This is a genomic window from Sphingobacterium sp. BS-2, from assembly GCF_046161205.1.
Classification (GTDB): domain Bacteria; phylum Bacteroidota; class Bacteroidia; order Sphingobacteriales; family Sphingobacteriaceae; genus Sphingobacterium; species Sphingobacterium mizutaii.
Genome location: NZ_JBIXGO010000004.1, coordinates 1 through 17,365 on the forward strand (window position 1 = coordinate 1; position 17,365 = coordinate 17,365).

General features: G+C 42.1%; 11 protein-coding genes. 6 read left to right on the forward strand and 5 right to left on the reverse strand.

Annotated features, from left to right (window positions below; translation table 11 throughout):
- Positions 1 to 807: 807 nt before the first annotated feature.
- The 3 genes from ACK2WI_RS00835 to ACK2WI_RS00845 form a co-directional block, all read right to left on the reverse strand.
- Positions 808 to 2,139 carry an efflux RND transporter periplasmic adaptor subunit gene (locus ACK2WI_RS00835; RefSeq protein ID WP_409149294.1) on the reverse strand — a complete coding sequence of 444 codons (1,332 nt, stop codon included), beginning with the start codon at positions 2,137 to 2,139 and terminating at the stop codon, positions 808 to 810.
- Between the two features lie 4 nt (positions 2,140 to 2,143).
- The gene (locus tag ACK2WI_RS00840) at positions 2,144 to 6,496 is read right to left on the reverse strand and encodes a CusA/CzcA family heavy metal efflux RND transporter (RefSeq protein ID WP_409149296.1); all 4,353 of its coding nucleotides are present in this window, start codon (positions 6,494 to 6,496) and stop codon (positions 2,144 to 2,146) included.
- A gap of 113 nt (positions 6,497 to 6,609) precedes the next feature.
- The gene (locus tag ACK2WI_RS00845; protein ID WP_409149298.1) at positions 6,610 to 6,960 is read right to left on the reverse strand and encodes a DUF6660 family protein; all 351 of its coding nucleotides are present in this window, start codon (positions 6,958 to 6,960) and stop codon (positions 6,610 to 6,612) included.
- Between the two features lie 135 nt (positions 6,961 to 7,095).
- Here ACK2WI_RS00845 and ACK2WI_RS00850 point away from each other — a divergent pair, with 135 nt between their 5' ends.
- The 6 genes from ACK2WI_RS00850 to ACK2WI_RS00875 all read left to right on the forward strand — a co-directional run bounded on the left by ACK2WI_RS00850 (position 7,096) and on the right by ACK2WI_RS00875 (position 15,921).
- Positions 7,096 to 8,121: a hypothetical protein gene (locus ACK2WI_RS00850; RefSeq protein ID WP_409149300.1), complete on the forward strand. Its 1,026-nt coding sequence runs from the start codon at positions 7,096 to 7,098 to the stop codon at positions 8,119 to 8,121.
- A 95-nt stretch (positions 8,122 to 8,216) separates the two neighbouring features.
- Positions 8,217 to 9,005: a class I SAM-dependent methyltransferase gene (locus tag ACK2WI_RS00855; protein ID WP_409149302.1), complete on the forward strand. Its 789-nt coding sequence runs from the start codon at positions 8,217 to 8,219 to the stop codon at positions 9,003 to 9,005.
- Between the two features lie 327 nt (positions 9,006 to 9,332).
- On the forward strand, positions 9,333 to 12,089 hold the full coding sequence (locus ACK2WI_RS00860) for a DUF1553 domain-containing protein (RefSeq protein WP_409149304.1): 2,757 nt from the start codon (positions 9,333 to 9,335) through the stop codon (positions 12,087 to 12,089).
- Positions 12,090 to 12,093: 4 nt separating this feature from the next.
- A complete protein-coding gene (locus tag ACK2WI_RS00865) occupies positions 12,094 to 13,593 on the forward strand; it encodes a DUF1501 domain-containing protein (RefSeq protein WP_093095513.1) in 1,500 nt (499 codons plus the stop codon).
- A gap of 7 nt (positions 13,594 to 13,600) precedes the next feature.
- Positions 13,601 to 14,488 (forward strand): sugar phosphate isomerase/epimerase family protein, encoded by an 888-nt coding sequence (locus tag ACK2WI_RS00870; protein ID WP_409149306.1) that lies wholly within the window; start codon positions 13,601 to 13,603, stop codon positions 14,486 to 14,488.
- Entirely contained in the window at positions 14,485 to 15,921 is a 1,437-nt protein-coding gene (locus ACK2WI_RS00875; protein WP_409149308.1) for a c-type cytochrome domain-containing protein, read from the forward strand. Before ACK2WI_RS00870 ends, ACK2WI_RS00875 begins: the two co-directional genes overlap by 4 nt.
- A gap of 79 nt (positions 15,922 to 16,000) precedes the next feature.
- Here ACK2WI_RS00875 and ACK2WI_RS00880 read toward each other — a convergent pair whose 3' ends face one another.
- Entirely contained in the window at positions 16,001 to 16,585 is a 585-nt protein-coding gene (locus tag ACK2WI_RS00880) for a helix-turn-helix domain-containing protein (protein ID WP_093095517.1), read from the reverse strand.
- A gap of 342 nt (positions 16,586 to 16,927) precedes the next feature.
- Positions 16,928 to 17,365, reverse strand: coding sequence for a response regulator (locus tag ACK2WI_RS00885; RefSeq protein ID WP_409149310.1), 438 nt, complete (start codon positions 17,363 to 17,365; stop codon positions 16,928 to 16,930).

A 17,365-nucleotide genomic window follows, 5' to 3' on the forward strand; every position in this document is an offset into this window, starting at 1 on the left:
TCGGAAGGTGATGACAGCATGTTGGCAATGAAAATCTATTAGCTCTTTTATTTTTTAAATATAGAACCCCTTTTGGGGTTCCATTATTTTAGCAGGCATGGCACGTTAGCCTGGAAGTCGCGCAAAAACGATGTTCGATAAATCGAACATTGTTTTTGCATTAGCCCTATATTGTTTACCATCCATGCTAAAATAATTCATCCCCCGCTGGGGATGTATGGCGGATAAAAAATATTCTTCTGGAAAGGAAATATAGCTCTAAATACCTAGAAACACAGATTTAACAAACGTGTCATCGTAGCAACGAAACATCTCGGAGAAATGCAAACCTCCAAAATTAAATGTATCCCTTACTGAACCCCCAGAGGGGGTGGAATTTTTGTAGAGGTTAAAACCGCAGGTACAGGACCTGTACACTTATCCAATCATTGTTTGTATTATTCCGAGAAAATCGTGCCTCAGTTTGACACCGGAAAGGAAAGCTTTTTTTTCTTTAAGCTGTACACCTCAGCACCTTCCTGAAAATTTTGTAAAAACTCTAAATCTCCAAAATGGAACATGTTCTTCGGGTCTGCTTTTGCTCATGTTCGAGACATATTCGGAAATTTCAAAATATGTCTCGAATAACACTAAAAGGAAAGCCAAATTACCTGTTGTATGTCAAGCATACTTTTGTCAAATTTTAAACAAAGTTCAACGAAAAAAAATGCTGGATGAGATTGGCTTGCATAGGCCTAATAATAAAAAAACATAGGTCTGGAGTTTTAAATCCAGACCTATGATGTTTATGTTGTTTACTTTAATGGTTTAGTGGCTATGGCCAACTGTACCTACCATTTTAGCATTGATAAAGAATGCATTCTTTACTACGATCTTGCTATTAGCTGGTATTTCAACTACTGGGGTAATACCGGTATAACCCATACTAGAAACTCCCCTTAGCACCTCTATTTTTTCAAAATTAATAGATTTCGAGTGTTCAGCATGATCATGTTCTTCACCTTCCTTATGTACATGGGGTTCTTCAGGATGATCGTGTTCGCCTACGTGGTCATGTTCCTCGCCAGCAGCATGTTCATGGTCTTCATGTTCTGCTTCGGGTTTTTTATCGGTTTCGATAAAAATAAAGGTTTTACCTTCAGACTCTACAATGGCTTCATCGGGAACTGCTGCGGTTGTTACATCTTCCACGCTGATGGAACCTGAAGTATTCATGCCATCAATGAGGCCTGATTTATCTCCAACCACCATACTGTGGATAGCTATGGTCTTGCTTTCATTTTCAAATGAAGCACCAATTTGGGAAATCTTGGCGGTGTAGATTTTGCTTGGATTGTTCGTGGTCGTGAAACTGATTTCTTGGCCTACCTTTAACTTCGGCAGATCCCTTTCGAATACCTGCAGATCCAGATGGATCATGCTGTTGTCCACAACCTCAACTATAGGAGAGGAGACATCCACATAACTGCCCAGTTTCGCAAAAATATTGGATACGACTCCATTAATCGGACTGCTAATTGACAATGCCGATCGCAAATTGCTGGTTGAAATGGCATTCGGGTTAATTCCCAACAATTGGAGTTGTTTTGCAGAAGAAGCTTTTTTGGTCCTCAAGATATTCAGGTTGCTCACCGCATTCTGAAGGTTCCTTTTGACTCCAGCATTGCCCGCATTAAGCTCTTGCTGGCGCTGAAGCTCCTGTTCCGCGGCTTGAATCTCATTATTTGCATTCAGATAATCTTCTTGCAATTGGATGAATTGCGGATTGATAATGGTCGCAATGGTTTGCCCTTTTCTGACATGATCGCCTAATTGAACATTCAGTGATTGGATCACTCCTCCATAAAGGGGAGTCACATTGGAACGGTTATTATTGGGTACATTCAAAACCCCATTGGCTGTGATTCGCGCAGTAAGGTTTTTCTGCTCAATTTGTCCAAATTGAATGCCCACCTCCTTGATCTGCTCATCAGTCAGTGAGGTAATCGTCGTTTTTTCGGTGGCTCCATGTTCATGTCCATGGCCTTCTTCGGTTTCAGCAGATTTTTCCGAATTGCTAGAACTGCTATTACAAGAAGACAATATGCATGCAAAGCCTAGGCAGAATAGAAGGTATTTTGTTTTATTGATGGGTTGCATAAGCTTATTGATTAATGATTGAATAAATTGAAATAACAGATTCATTGACACTCTGAATGCTCTTTAGGTAATTCAAATAGATATCTGTTGTGGTCTGTAGAGCGAAAAGATATTCTACATAGGATATATCGCCGGCAGAATATCCCAGTTTAGCAGCATTGATTATTTCCCTCGCATTGGGTAGTGCATTATCCTTGAAATAATTGTACTGAGCGAGGTTCTGCTCATACTGGTTCATCATATTCGCATATTCGTTCTGTAGCTTTTGCTTTTCCCATTCTGCAGCCATTTCAGCAGCCTGTTTTTCAAAGTCTAAGGACCTGATCTTGGCCTTTGTCGTCCCATAGGTTAATGGGATGGCTATACCAACGTCAAAAGAGCTGAACCGTTGGCCACGGCCATAATACTTTTCAACTCCATTTCTTTCATGCATTCCCATCAGGGAAGCATTGGTATAACCGATGTTGAAATCTGGCAAACCCGATGATTTCTCGACTTGCTTGCTGGATTCTGCGATGCGAGCCTGTTGATAGAGGGCTTGGATTTGCGGATGTTCAGCGATTTTTGAGGTATCGGTTATCTCTGAAAGACGGATAGGTTCAAATATTTCAGCTATCTCAACCTCAAAATCATCGGTAACCTGCATCAGGTTCTTAAGGCTGTTATACGCATTTCTCTTCAAGGTTTCATTCTGTTTATACAATAGATTGATTTCTCCTTGTTTAGCTTGAGCAGTATTGATATCCACTTTTTTCGTATCCCCTGCATTGAATCGAACTTCGGCTATGCGGATAAAATCCCGGTAGATACTGTCAAGAGATTTAAGTTCCTTTTCATTGTTATCCAGATAAGCGATTTGTAGAAAATAGGTGCGAACCTGTTGTTTTAACTGATTGATGCCTATTGATTTTTCAACTTGCTTAGCTTTCACCTGTTCATTGACCAATGCTTTTCTAGATTTGAATAGGGTAGGAAATGGGATGGATTGGGAAATGGAGATCGCATCGTTCTGCTCAAAGCCATCGTTTTGGCCATATTGAAAATTGAGGTCTGTTTTAGGGAGCTCTCCACTGGTTTTGAGCAGGCTTTCCGCCGCTCGAATTTCCAGGTCATTGGCCTTTAACCCTTTATTGTTCTCAACCGCAATTTGGATAGCCTGGTCAATATTGATCTTTTGTTGAGCATTTGCAGAGGATATTCCTAAAAACCCTAAGATAAATAAGCTTATAGTCGTTTTCATAGGCGCAGGTTTTATCTTGATTTTAGAATTGAAAATGATATATAAAAGTGGGAGGACAAAAAGCGTCAGGATCGTGGCCGTGACCAGACCACCGATAACCACGGTTGCCAGTGGTTTCTGAACCTCCGCTCCGGCACTGGTGCTGATTGCCATCGGTAAAAATCCCAAAGATGCTACTGTAGCCGTCATGAGGACAGGCCTTAACCTGATCTCGGTTCCTACCTTCACCCGCTGGATAATATCCGTCATCCCTTCTTTTTCTAGCTGATTGAATTTACCGATCAATACAATACCATTCAGTACGGCGACCCCAAACAGGGCAATAAAGCCAACACCAGCACTGATACTAAAGGGCATATCCCGAATTAATAGAGCGAAGACCCCACCGATGGCACTCATTGGGATTGCCGTAAAGATCAAGGTTGCTTGCTTGAAGGAATGGAAGGTGAAATATAACAGGAAGAAAATAAGCAATAGTGAAATAGGCACGGCGATCATTAACCTAGAGCTAGCCTGTTGTAGGTTCTCAAATTGTCCGCCATAAGTAAAGTAATAACCTGCTGGCAGTTTAACCTGCGCGCCTAATTTTTCTTGTATTTCCTCCACTACGGATTGGACATCTCTACCTGCAACGTTGAAACCAATAACTATCCTTCTTTTACCTCCTTCACGGCTGATCTGGGCCGGTCCAACGGTGAAGTCGATTTTAGCCACCTGCGATAGAGGGATCTGTTGATGGTTTTGGGTAGGGATCAACAGTTGGCTTACATCTTCAATATTGTTTCGATGTTCATCATGAAGTCGTACTACCAGATCAAACCTTCTTTCATTCTCATATACCATGCCGCTGCTTTTTCCTGCAAATGCTGTACTGACCACATCATTGACATCTTCTATTGTCAATCCATAATTGGCCATCCTGACGCGATCGTAAATGATGTTGATTTGTGGCAGTCCTGTAACTTGCTCCACTTGAGGGGCAGTTGTTCCCGGAACCGTTTGAATTACTGCATTGACCTGATTGGCATAAGTCAATAGGGAGTCTAGGTTCTCACCGAAGATTTTTACCGCTACGTCCTGGCGGATACCAGTCATCAGTTCGTTGAAGCGCATCTGGATCGGTTGGTTTTTTTCGAAGAATACTCCCGGGATGACTTGGAGTTTTTCCATAATAGCATCGCCGAGTTCTTCATAGGACCGTCCAGATTTCCATTCATCCTGTGGGTTCAATATCACCATGATGTCGGTTGCTTCTGGTGGCATGGGGTCAGTTGGTACTTCGGCTGCTCCGGTCTTACCCACTACCATTTTTACTTCCTCAAATTCCTTGATAATCCTAGATGCCTGCATAGATGTTTCAATACTTTGGCTCAAGGAGGTTCCAGGAGGGAGGATACAGTGAAAGGCATAATCACCTTCCTGCAACTGTGGAATAAATTCGCCCCCCATTCTGTTGAAAAGAAAGATCGAAAACAAGAAAATAGCTACTGCTATGGACACGATGATGTATTTAACCCGTATTGCTTTTTCCAATAATGGTGCATACATCTGATGCAATTTTTCGATGAATTTATCGCTAAATGTTTTTTTATCATGTCCTTTTCTAGGAAGGAAAAGGGCACACATCATAGGGATATAGGTCAATGAAAGGATAAGTGCTCCAAAAATGGCAAAACCTACGGTCTTGGCCATTGGCGAGAACATTTTGCCTTCTACACCCACCAGCGTTAAGATAGGGATATAAACAATCAGGATGATGATCTCTCCGAAAGCAGCCTGTGTCCTGATTTTGGAAGCCGAATCGAAAACCTCTTGGTCCATTTCTTTTTGGCTAAGTCGATGGGTAGATTTTCTTAATCCTAAATGGTGTAAGGTGGCTTCGACCACGATAACGGCTCCATCAACGATTAGACCAAAGTCGATCGCTCCTAAACTCATTAAGTTTGCACTGACGCCAAAGACATTCATCATGCCTAATGCAAATAATAGGGAAAGGGGAATGGCTGAGGCGACAATTAATCCTGCTCTGAGGTTTCCTAAGAATAGGACTAAAACAAAGATGACGATAAGGGCTCCTTCAATCAGGTTTTTCTCTACTGTACCAATAGCTCTGCCGATAAGGTCGGTACGGTCCAGGTAGGGTTCAATAACCACGTCTTCAGGTAATGAATTCTGGATAGTCGGAAGCTTTTCCTTGATTCGGTTCACGACATCATTACTATTCTCGCCTTTCAGCATCATAACCACTCCGCCTACGGCGTCGACTTCGCCATTATAGGTCAAAGCCCCATAACGGACTGCGGAGCCTAATCTGACGTCTGCAACATCTTTGATGAAGATAGGAACGATGCCATCCGTTTTGACAGGGATATTACCTACATCTTCAAGGGAACTTACTAATCCTATTCCCCTAATGAAATAAGCATTAGGTTTTTTATCGATATAAGCACCACCTGTGTTTTGATTGTTTTTTTCTAGGGCATCGAAAATATCAGGAATGCTGACCCCCATAGCTCGTAATTGATCGGGATGGACAGCAACCTCATATTGCTTTAATTGGCCACCAAAGCTGTTTACTTCGGCTACGCCAGGAGTTCCATAGAGTTGACGGGCAACAATCCAATCTTGCATCTCACGGAGATCCATGGAGGTATATTTGCTTTCACTACCTTTTTTAGGGTGGATGATATATTGATAGACCTCGCCTAAACCGGTACTGACTGGCGACATTTCAGGATTTCCGATGTTTTTCGGGATGTCCTCAGTCGCTTCAAGAAGTTTTTCATTGATGAGTTGCCGGGCGAAATAGATATCCACATCCTCCTTAAAGACAACGGTAATGACAGAGAGACCAAATCTAGAAATGGATCGGATTTCTTCAATATCAGGGATATTGGCAATGCTCTGCTCAATCGGGAAAGTAACGAGACGTTCCACTTCCTGACCGGCAAGGGTCGGGGTACTGGTAAATATTTGGACCTGATTGTTAGTGATGTCAGGAACGGCATCAATGGGTAGTTTGGTAGCTGACCATACCCCCCAAATGATCAAAACCAAGGTCATTATTCCGATAATGATCTTATTCTTGATACTAAACTTTATGATTTGATCTAGCACATGAATGGCTTTAAATTCAACATTTTATGGTATTTAGATAAGGCGATATTGAGCCATATCTATAAAATAAATCTTCCTGAATCTATGATTCAGGAACAATAAAAAATTGAAGATTAAACCTGTGGAGGCTGCCAAATGTTTTCCTGGTCATTGCTGACAAGGGGATACTCTTTTTCTGTTAAATCAATGTTGGCGTAAGATTCTATTGGTTTTTCAAGGTTGAACACATGGAAGTTGGCTACCGTTAAGGAAATGCCGCAGCATGAACAGGTGCAAAAAGGGGTGCAGCTGTCTTTTGAGCAGTCATGATGTTCCTGATGGCTGCTTTGTTCTGTCCCACTATGTAAATGGGTATGAGATTCGGTCATACGATCACTGCATGGAATGAAAGTTAGGACCATGACATAAACCATTAATATGATAGAGGCGAATCTCATTACCACAAATATATATAAACTAAGCATTGGGAAATTAGTGAGAATCAATAAAGAAGGGTGTTTGTAACAAGAAAGTTGCAGTAATGGAGTATCGAATCACTATCAATTTCGTTTTTAATTAATCATCCGCCTATTCGGCTAACTATTTTTAAAGACATCACTATGGGTAATAATCCCCAGAAAATTTTAATTGGAACAAATCATTTGGATCAGATTGGAGGATCCGAGGCATATACGTACGATTTAATCAAAGCGCTCAAAAATATAGAAGGAATTGAAGTGGAATATTTCACTTTCTCAAAAGGAGATGTATCTGATAAAATTGAGGAAGAATTGCAAGTTTCCTTTATGTCTGATAAAAAATATGACCTGATCATCGCGAACCATAATACAACTGTAAAGGAACTCTATGGAAAATCAGCTATTGTGCAGGTTTGCCACGGAATAATTCCTGATCTGGAACAGCCATCTCCATTAGCTGATTATCATGTGGGTATTTCGGAGGAGGTATCAGACCATTTAATAGATTTAGGCTATCCGAATTCAGTGATCCTCAATGGAATCGATGTGGACGAGAAAAAGTCTATTGTAGCGCCAAATGAGGAATTAGAAAGTGTTCTTTCCCTCTGCCAAAGTGAAAAAGCAAATAAACTTTTGAAAAAGGTATGTGAGGATAAAGGTTTGGAATTCAAGGCTTTTAACAAGCACGTGAACCCGACGCTAAATATAGAAAAGCATATTAACAAAGCTGATTTGGTAGTTGGTGTGGGGAGGTCAATCTATGATGCCATGGCATGTGGAAGGCCCTGTTTAATCTATGATAATCGAGGTTATAATGGGAATAAGGCAGATGGGTACCTGAGACCTAGGAATTTTTGGAAATATGTAAAAAACAACTGTTCTGGTCGCTATTTGAACAGGAAATACACCGAAAAGGACCTGGTCCGAGAATTGGAAAAATACAACCCTCAACATGGGAAAGAATTGCGAAGCATAGCGGTTGAAAACCTGAATGCGCAGACTATGGCCAATGAATTATTGAGTATGCAGCAGTTCTTTACCTGGAAAAATAAATTCAAGAAATGGAAAAGGTTTACGGAACATGCCAAACTAGTGAAGCACGTGCTGCTCTATAAGAAATTGTATAACAGTACTGGTATCGAGTATTTTAATAAGTCTATGCTATAGCGAAAAGGAAATTAATTTTCTTTTTTTTTGTGTAAAAAATATTCCGAATTGTTCTGGATTATTGATATTTTACAGTACCCAAATTATTAATGATTATGCAGAAATTCGTCGATCGTTCAGAGCAAGCAGCAGATAAAATATTTGATAGCCGAACTGTTGAAAAGGATTATCACACAATTCTTCCATTATTACAACCGGGAATATCGGTATTGGATGTCGGTTGTGGTACCGGTGCCATCAGCAAGGGGATTGCCAATCTAATTGGTCCCAAAGGGAAGGTTGTTGGAATAGATAACACCCTAGATTTTATTGAAGCTGGCAAGCGGAATTATGCGGAGGTCAGTAACCTGGAATTATTGCATGCAGATATTTTTGAGTTCGAAAGTATTGAAAAGTTTGATTTGGTGGTTTCTGCAAGAACCCTACAATGGCTGTCTAAACCAAATGAAGCCATAGCAAAAATGATAGGGTTCTTAAAAACGAAGGGCATTCTTTCCGTTTTGGATTATATCCATGAAGATATTGAATGGGATCCAAAAATTCCTGAAAGTATGGGAAGCTTTTATTCTTCTTGGTTGAAATGGAGATCGGATAACGGCATGAACAATCGCATGGCTGAATGTTTGCCCATGATTTTCAACGAAAATGGATTGAGAAACATAGAAGTTCGGGAGTCAAACGAAACCTATTTAAGAGGTCAAGCAAACTTTGATGATATACTTGGGATCTGGGTTAAGGTAGCAAGTTCTAAGCAACTTGTGGAGGAACAATATGTTACGGAAGAATTAAGACAGAAGGCAATATTGGATTATCAGAACTGGATAGAAAAAGATGCCAATGTGATGCAAATGATGCTAAAGGAGGTTAGGGGGCAAAAAATATAGTAAGTTTGTACATACAGTCCAGGTCTAAAGAATCCTTTAGACTTTCTTAGTCTCAAAATTTATACATTTCCTGTATCAAATTTTTAGTAAATTTATTAGATTGAATTCTTATTCAAGGTGTTTTTAATTATAAACCTGACCATAGATAGTTTGTTGTATTTCATTAATATATATAACTGAAGGGTTAAAAAAAAAGCTCAGTATCTATCAATCTTGAATCAGATTGTACATACATTCTGTGCTAATTTTACGTATGGTTGCAAATTCCTGCTAATGGATTGTGTAAATATTCTATAAACCTATAACTAAGCGTAATATAAACCTGCAATGAAAAGAAAGATATTGGTTTTTTCTGCTTTGGCTGTTCTGGTGCTTGCCGTCGGTTTTTTTACTGTGCACAATAGTGAAGATGTTGATTTCAGTAGCGATGTAAAGCCCATTCTGAATAAGCACTGCATTTCATGCCATGGTGGGGTGAAGAAAAACGGTGAGCTGAGCTTCCTTTTCGAAGAGGAGGCCTTTGCCAATGCGAAATCTGGGGAACCTGCCATCATTCGTGGGGATGCCGAACATAGCAATATGATCAAACGGCTGACCGAAGAGGACCCGGAATTGCGGATGCCCTACAATGCGCCAAAACTGGATGATAGTGAAATCGAAATCCTGCGTAAATGGGTGGACCAAGGTGCTAAATGGGGGAAACATTGGGCCTATCAGCTTCCTGAAGAGGTAGAAGTCCCTAAATCTTTTTCTTTTGCTTCTCTTTTTGGATTCAAACCTAAGGGGATAACCAATAACATAGACTATTTCATCAAAGATAAATTGGACTCACAGAGGCTATCTCCTTCGGGGGAGGCTGATCGTGAAACTTTATTGAGAAGGGTTTACTTGGATCTTGTCGGTGTTCCGCCGAGCCTAGCGGAGGTTATGGCCTTCAAAAATGATAGTCGGGACAATGCCTACGAAATCAGGGTGGACAGCCTGCTCAGTTCGCAACAATATGGTGAGAAATGGGCCTCCTGGTGGTTGGACATGGCTAGGTATGCGGATACCAAGGGCTATGAAAGGGATGGTTCGAGGCAGATCTGGGAATACAGGGACTGGGTGATCAGGGCTTTCAATAAGGATATGCCTTATGATCAATTCAGTATTGAGCAGCTTGCTGGCGACCTGTTGCCTGAGCCTAGCAAAGATCAGCTGATCGCCACGGCTTTTCATAGGAATACAATGAATAACGATGAGGGCGGAACGGACAGCGAAGAGTTTAGGGTGGCTGCGGTTCTGGATCGTGTGAACACGACTTATCAGGTTTGGCTGAGCACTACTTTTGAATGTGTGCAATGCCATAGCCATACCTACGACCCTTTTAAGTTTGAGGAATATTATAAATCTGTTGCTTTTTTCAATAATACCCGTGACGAAGATACCGAGGGCGATCACCCTAGGCTGCGTTTTTATGGCGAACAGGAACAACACAAAATTGATAGCATCAAGACTTGGTTGGCTCAATATGGCAATGAAAAGCTTCTGCATTCCACAGACCTTTTCCTGAAAAGCCTAGAGCCGAAGATTCATGCTCATTATACGGATCAGCTGAGCAATGCGGCATTGTATGATACCAAATGGTTGGGCGTGAGGAATGGTGGAAATGCCAGAATGAGGGATATTCAGTTGGATGGCAAGAAATTGATCTACCTGAATTATTGGACCGGCAATACTGGTGGAAAGCTGGAAATTCGTAAAGACAGGCTGGACGGAGAGACCATAGCGAGTATAGAGCTGCCAAACACGCAGGGAAGACAGGTGATACAGGCTCCAATTGCGGAAACGCAAGGTAGGCATGATCTATTCCTTGTTTTTACCAACCCTAAATTAGGAAAGGATGAACCGGTGTGTATGGTGGAATGGATGGCATTTCGTGAGCCATTTCCTGACATGACAGCTCCAGGTGCGGAGCATATGCAAAAAAGTATATTGCAATTGGTGAACACCAACCCTGCTAGCGTTCCGATCATGATCGAGAACCCTGAAGATATGAAAAGGACCACTAAGATATTTGAACGTGGTAACCGTTTGGCGCCGGGTGATGTAGTTGAGCCCAAAGTGCCTGAGGCATTGAACCCTTTTCCTAAAGGTGCAGCAAACAACCGTTTGGGCTTCGCGCAATGGTTGGTTGCCAAGGATAACCCTTTGACGGCAAGGACGCTGGTAAACAGGGTATGGGCACAACTGTTTGGAAGGGGCCTGGTGGAGCCATTAGGCGATATGGGTACACAGAGTAATCCGCCGATCCATCGAGAATTGTTGGATTACTTGGCTTTAAATCTGATGCATGAGAAGGCGTGGAGCATGAAGTCGCTGATTAAGGATATCGTGCTTTCATCTACTTATAGGCAATCATCGAGCTTGGATAGTAAGGACGCCAAAAAAGACCCTGAGAATTACTATTTGGCTAGAGGTCCGCGTTTTAGGCTTTCTGCGGAACAAATCCGCGATCAAGCTTTGACAGTAAGTGGCTTATTGAGCGGGAAGATGTTTGGTCCAAGTGTGATGCCATATCAGCCAGAAGGTGTTTGGATGACTGTGTACAGTGGTGAGTCCTGGAAGAAAAGTGAAGGGGAAGATCAATTTAGGCGTGGTATCTACACCTTCCTGAAAAGGACGAGTCCGTATCCATCCTTTGTCTCTTTTGATGCATCTAGTAGGGAAGTATGTTTGGTGGACAGGATCAGGACGAATACACCGCTACAGGCATTGACAACACTTAACGATCCTGTCTATATAGAGGCGGCCAAGAATCTGGCTGCCATCATGAAAAAAGAAGCTAAGGGTGACCTGAAATCTGGAATAGCAGCAGGATACCGACATACGATGTTCAGGGACCTTTCCGCGGATAAACTGGCGGCGCTGGAGAAACTTTATGCGCAGGCCTATGATAATTTTGAGAAGCGTCCGGGTGAAGCGGAAAAGTTCTTGGGTAAAGATCATGTTTCTCCAGACCGGAAAGAATTGCTCAGTGAGGCTGCCTATACCCTGGTAGCGAATGCGCTGTTGAACTTAGATGAATTTTTGACGAAATCTTAAGGAAATGAAAGACTTTGATAAGCTAGTGAATGAGGCCTACATAAGGCAGTTGCAGGCAGAGACCAGACGACATTTCCTGAAGAAATGCGTGGCTGGGATTGGGAGCATCGCTCTTGGTGGGATGATGGCGAGTTGTATGCGTTCTGGAAATGCGGCGAACGCTGAGGGCGTTGATCTAAACGCGTTGAATCCCTTGCTACCAAGGGCTCCGCACTTTGCGGGCAAGGCCAAGAATGTAATCTACTTGCATATGGCAGGAGCGCCTTCTCAACTGGAACTATTCGACTATAAGCCTGCTCTGCAGAAACTACATAATCAACCTTGCCCTGAATCGCTGTTGGCGGGTAAGACCTTTGCTTTTATCCGTGGGGTTCCGAAAATGTTGGGTCCGCAGGCTACCTTTAAGCAATATGGACAGAGTGGAGCTTGGGTTTCTGATCACCTACCGCATTTTAGCAAGGTAGTGGATGAGGTGAGCTTTCTAAAGGCTGTACATACCGACCAGTTTAATCATGGTCCGGCGCAGTTGTTCATGCATACCGGGAGTGCCCGTCTGGGACGTCCGAGTATCGGGTCTTGGGTAACCTACGGTCTGGGGTCTGAAAACAGCAACTTGCCTGGCTTTGTGGTCTTGACTTCTGGCGGTAAAACTCCTGATGCTGGAAAGAGTGTTTGGGGTAGTGGATTTCTGCCTTCGGTATACCAAGGGGTGCAATGTAGGTCCAAGGGAGACCCTGTTCTCTATATTGCTGATCCGGAAGGGATGGACCGTGACTTGAAACGGAACGCCATTGATGCGATCAATCAAGTGAACAAGGAGGAATTTGAAACTTTCAAGGATCCTGAGACTCTGTCTAGGATCGCACAATATGAGATGGCCTATAAAATGCAGGTAGCCGTGCCTGAGGTTATGGACATCAATAATGAGCCTGAATATATCCATGAGCTGTACGGAACAAAACCGGGTCAAGAGTCTTTTGCAAACAACTGTCTGCTGGCACGTAAGCTGGTGGAGAAGGGAGTGCGCTTTGTGCAACTTTTCGATTGGGGCTGGGATAGTCATGGAACTAATCCTTCTGATTCCATTGACCTAGGTTTCCGGAATAAATGCCGCGAGATCGACCGCCCGATGACTGCACTCCTCATGGACCTGAAGCAACGTGGATTGTTGGAAGAAACTTTAGTCGTTTGGGGTGGGGAATTTGGAAGGACTCCGATGCAGGAAAACCGTGATAACAATGATATGCCATTCTTGGGACGCGATCACCACACCGATGCTTATACCATTTGGATGGCTGGAGGTGGAATCCGAAACGGGGTCAGCTACGGTGAAACGGATGAAATTGGATTTGCCGGCGTAAGCGGCAGGTCTTCTGTTCACGATGTCCATGCGACCATGCTGCATTTGCTTGGCTTTGACCATGAAAAGTTTACTTATGAATTCCAAGGGCGACCTTTCAGGTTGACTGATGTTGAAGGCACCGTAATCAAAGATATTATCTAAAGAATTTATGAAGCACCTTTTTAGGCTATTGATCATACTGGTCTTGCAAATGAATTTCCTGTTCGCTCAAACAGAAAATGGCCTGACCATCAAATATTATTGTACAAACTGGGGAATGACCGATACTTGGGCGGACTTCTGTAAAAAAGTGAAAGAGGCTGGCTATGATGGGGTAGAGACCTGGCTGCCGGGAAACCAAGCTGAACGGGCAGCGATGTTGGAAGCACTCAAGGAAAATGGTCTTTCATTAGGCTTGCTTTCTGGCGGCGGTGGAAATGACTATGCTTCCTATTATACAAGTTTTGGAAATAATTTGAAAGAAGCCATTAAGCTAAAACCTGATTATATCAATTGCCATACAGGTAAGGACTACTACAGTTATGAGGAAAACAGCAAATTGATTTTTCTTGCTTCGGGCTTGAGCAAAGAGTCAGGTATCCCAATCTACCACGAGACCCATCGTGGTAGATTCAGTTTTGCAGCTAATATTACCAAGGGTTATCTGGAGAAAGTTCCTGAATTGACCCTAGCCTTGGATATTTCGCATTGGTGCGTGGTGCATGAATCTTTGCTTTCTGATCAAAAGGAGGCTGTTGATCTTGCGCTTTCAAGAACAGGACATATACATACAAGGGTTGGACATCAGCAGGGTGCACAGGTAAACGATCCGGCAGCTCCTGAATGGAAAGCAGCACTTGACCAACACTTAGCCTGGTGGGATGTGGTGGTGGACCGTTATAAAAAACAAGGGACATCCACCTTAACCATGTGCATGGAATTTGGTCCTTCGGGCTATATGCCAACCTTGCCCTATACGCAACAGCCTGTTGCCGATCAGTGGTCGGTAAATAAATACATGTTGGATCTCCTGAAGAAAAGATATAGCTCCTTATGAAGTTTTTAGAAGAATTGGCTTCCTTTTTTGGTCGTTTCCATCCAATACTGGTGCACATGCCAATCGGTATGCTGCTGCTGGCTTTTGCTATGGCGGCCTTTGCCAAATTCAAAAAAGGCATTGATTTTGGCTCTGCTATCAGGTTTTCCCTGTTGTTGGGTGCATTGGCAGCTGTGTTAGCGGCGATTACTGGCTTTCTGCTATCCCAAGATGGTGGTTATGAGGAAGACGTGTTGGATTTCCACCAATGGCTAGGGGTTTCAGTGGCTGTATTGTCCTTGCTCTGTTATTGGTTGTACCGTGATGGAGAAGCAGGTCAAGATTTTATGGGAAGATTGAAATCCCAGCGTTTTACGATGCTGCTTGCAGTGGTAGTACTCTTGGGATTTACGGGCCACTTCGGCGGTACCCTGACCCATGGAAAAGGCTATATCAAAGATGCACTTCCTTCGGATATAAAGGGGTTCATGGGAATAAAAGATGAGGAAGAGGAAATGATGGTTCTGGAGAATGTGCAAGAAGCTGAGGTTTATGGACAGGTCATACAGCCTATCTTGAAAGCTAGGTGCCAGGGTTGCCATGGTGAAAAGAAACAGGAAGGCGAGTTTGCCCTGCATAACCAAGAGAGCTTATTGAAGGGCGGTGAGTCAGGCAGTTTGCTGGAAGCTGGTAACAAAGATAAAAGTGAACTATATAGACGCCTGATCTTGCCTGAAGGCCATGAAGATAGGATGCCTCCGAAAGGAAGAAAGCCTATCACTGCCGACCAAATTAAGTTAATCGCTTGGTGGATCGATAGCGGACTAACATTTGAAAAGAAGGTAAAGCAACTGGAACAAGGGGAGGAGATTGCTACAATCCTTAAGAAATTGGAAAGCCCTGCTGAACCAGCGGAATCCTCGATGCTCTATGCGGACCTGCCAGAAGCTCCCGACCTTCCTGAAAACCGATTGGATGCTTGGCAGGCTAAAGGCATTAAAGTTTTGCCAATTGCTACAGAAAACAACTATGTAACTATCAATGCTATTAACTATCCTGAGCTTAGCGACAAGGATATTGAGGACCTAATGCATATCAAGGAAAATATCGTACAACTGAAATTAGGGCATACCAAGGTGACTGATCAAGGTATGAAACTTTTGGCCTCTCTGCCAAACTTAATTCGGCTGCATCTGGAACATACCGAAGTTTCCGACAAAGGCATGGAAGACTTAAAGTCAGCCCCACAGTTGGCCTATCTCAATATCGTAGGTACAAAGGTTACCGAAAAAGGAGTAGAGCAGCTCAATTCCATAAAATCGCTGAAGGATATATATGCCTTCCAGAGTGGTGCTAGGTTCAATTCGGATATTCAAAAAGGAAATGGGAAATCAAGAGTAGATACTGGAAACTATGAACTTCCTTTTTTGGAGTCAGATACTATAAAATATTAAACCCAAAAGAGCTATAGAATAAGCTTCATTTGGGTTTAATAGAAACCAAGTACTGGTGTTTGTTTTTGTAAGACCTCCCTTAAGATAGAACTTTATTAGGGAAGTAATAGGTTATTAAAATGATGCATTTTTCATCATTGTCATTTTTGGCGGAATGTATCATGCTCCCGTCGAAAAACATGGAATCACCGGCCTCAAGATCAACCACCTGATTCCTTAGATGAATAGCAGCCTTGCCATTGATTACATGTTTAAAGATATAAGCATCTGTTTGGACAATGGACTCCTCAGCAAATGGATCTAGCTCTAATAGTGCAATGCTCATATTACTTTCTCCTAAATCCTGTTCGATAATCCTTCTGTAAAGCGAACCAGAACCTCGTTCCAGTTTTAAAGAGGAATAGTTTTCTTTTTTAAGGACAATCACTGGTCCGGGGTCCTTAGGGCCCTTAAAATCTTCGAAAAACTTGTTTATATCAATCTCAAGGGAGCTGATGATATTGATTAAAACAGGGAGTGAAGGAATGGTTCTGTTGTTTTCAATCTGTGAAATCAGCCCTTTGCTTACTCCTGCCTTATTCGCAAGCTCTTGGATAGTGATGCTCTTATTTTTTCTTATTTCCTTGATCTTACTACTTATTTTGAAAATAGTATTGCCTTGCATTGTTTGTTGTAATTAAAAATGATTCAAGTAAAGTTAAACTTATTAAGTAATATTGTTATTTTTTTATTTCATTTTCGTTGCTAGAAACAAAATAATAATAAAGATTTAACAATATAAAGGTGTGGTTATTTTTTAATTGTTTCCTTTTTTTTGAATCTATTGATGCAGAAGGCCCACTGTAAAAACTTTAAAAGACAGGCATTGGCTCTCTTTCTATGATGTCGTTTTTTTATTTGTTTTGCTCGGCCCATTCATCGAATATGGCGATAGATTTACATACTACGCTTGTAGAGCCCTTAAATGTTTGTTCATTAAATCTAAAAAGACTTATTTAACGTCTTTTTATTCCTGCGTTAAGGTTGGAGAGTCTTTGGGGTTTACACTGTCCAAAACCTGGAAAAGCGTTTGATGGGAAATGGGTTTTGTCAGGTATTCGATATATTGATGGCCATCGTTGCTTTTATATCGGTCGGATTTACAGATAGAAGAGCTGATAATATAGATGCTGACCTCTTGGTCTTCGAATAAGTTTTCTTCTCTGATGCTTGTCATCAATTCCCAGCCATTCATCAAGGGCATATTGATGTCGATGAACAATACTTGGGGATAAGTTTCCTTGTTAGCTTTGTTCTTCCTGAAAAATTCAGCAGCTGTATATCCATCAGGAAAGATGCTCAATTCGATGTTTTTATTGTGATATTTTTCGAGGAATTTCCTGAATAAAAAACAGAATATAGAATCATCGTCCACAAGGGTTATCCTTAAAGTATCCTTCATCAT

Excerpts from the sequence above, each read along its gene's own strand:
- ACK2WI_RS00835 (WP_409149294.1), bottom strand. The coding sequence starts at position 2,139 with ATGCAACCCATCAATAAAACAAAATACCTTCTATTCTGCCTAGGCTTT.
- ACK2WI_RS00845 (WP_409149298.1), bottom strand. The coding sequence starts at position 6,960 with ATGCTTAGTTTATATATATTTGTGGTAATGAGATTCGCCTCTATCATA.
- ACK2WI_RS00850 (WP_409149300.1), top strand. The coding sequence starts at position 7,096 with ATGGGTAATAATCCCCAGAAAATTTTAATTGGAACAAATCATTTGGAT.
- ACK2WI_RS00855 (WP_409149302.1), top strand. The coding sequence starts at position 8,217 with ATGCAGAAATTCGTCGATCGTTCAGAGCAAGCAGCAGATAAAATATTT.
- ACK2WI_RS00860 (WP_409149304.1), top strand. The coding sequence starts at position 9,333 with ATGAAAAGAAAGATATTGGTTTTTTCTGCTTTGGCTGTTCTGGTGCTT.
- ACK2WI_RS00865 (WP_093095513.1), top strand. The coding sequence starts at position 12,094 with ATGAAAGACTTTGATAAGCTAGTGAATGAGGCCTACATAAGGCAGTTG.
- ACK2WI_RS00870 (WP_409149306.1), top strand. The coding sequence starts at position 13,601 with ATGAAGCACCTTTTTAGGCTATTGATCATACTGGTCTTGCAAATGAAT.
- ACK2WI_RS00875 (WP_409149308.1), top strand. The coding sequence starts at position 14,485 with ATGAAGTTTTTAGAAGAATTGGCTTCCTTTTTTGGTCGTTTCCATCCA.
- ACK2WI_RS00880 (WP_093095517.1), bottom strand. The coding sequence starts at position 16,585 with ATGCAAGGCAATACTATTTTCAAAATAAGTAGTAAGATCAAGGAAATA.
- ACK2WI_RS00885 (WP_409149310.1), bottom strand. The coding sequence starts at position 17,365 with ATGATGAAGGATACTTTAAGGATAACCCTTGTGGACGATGATTCTATA.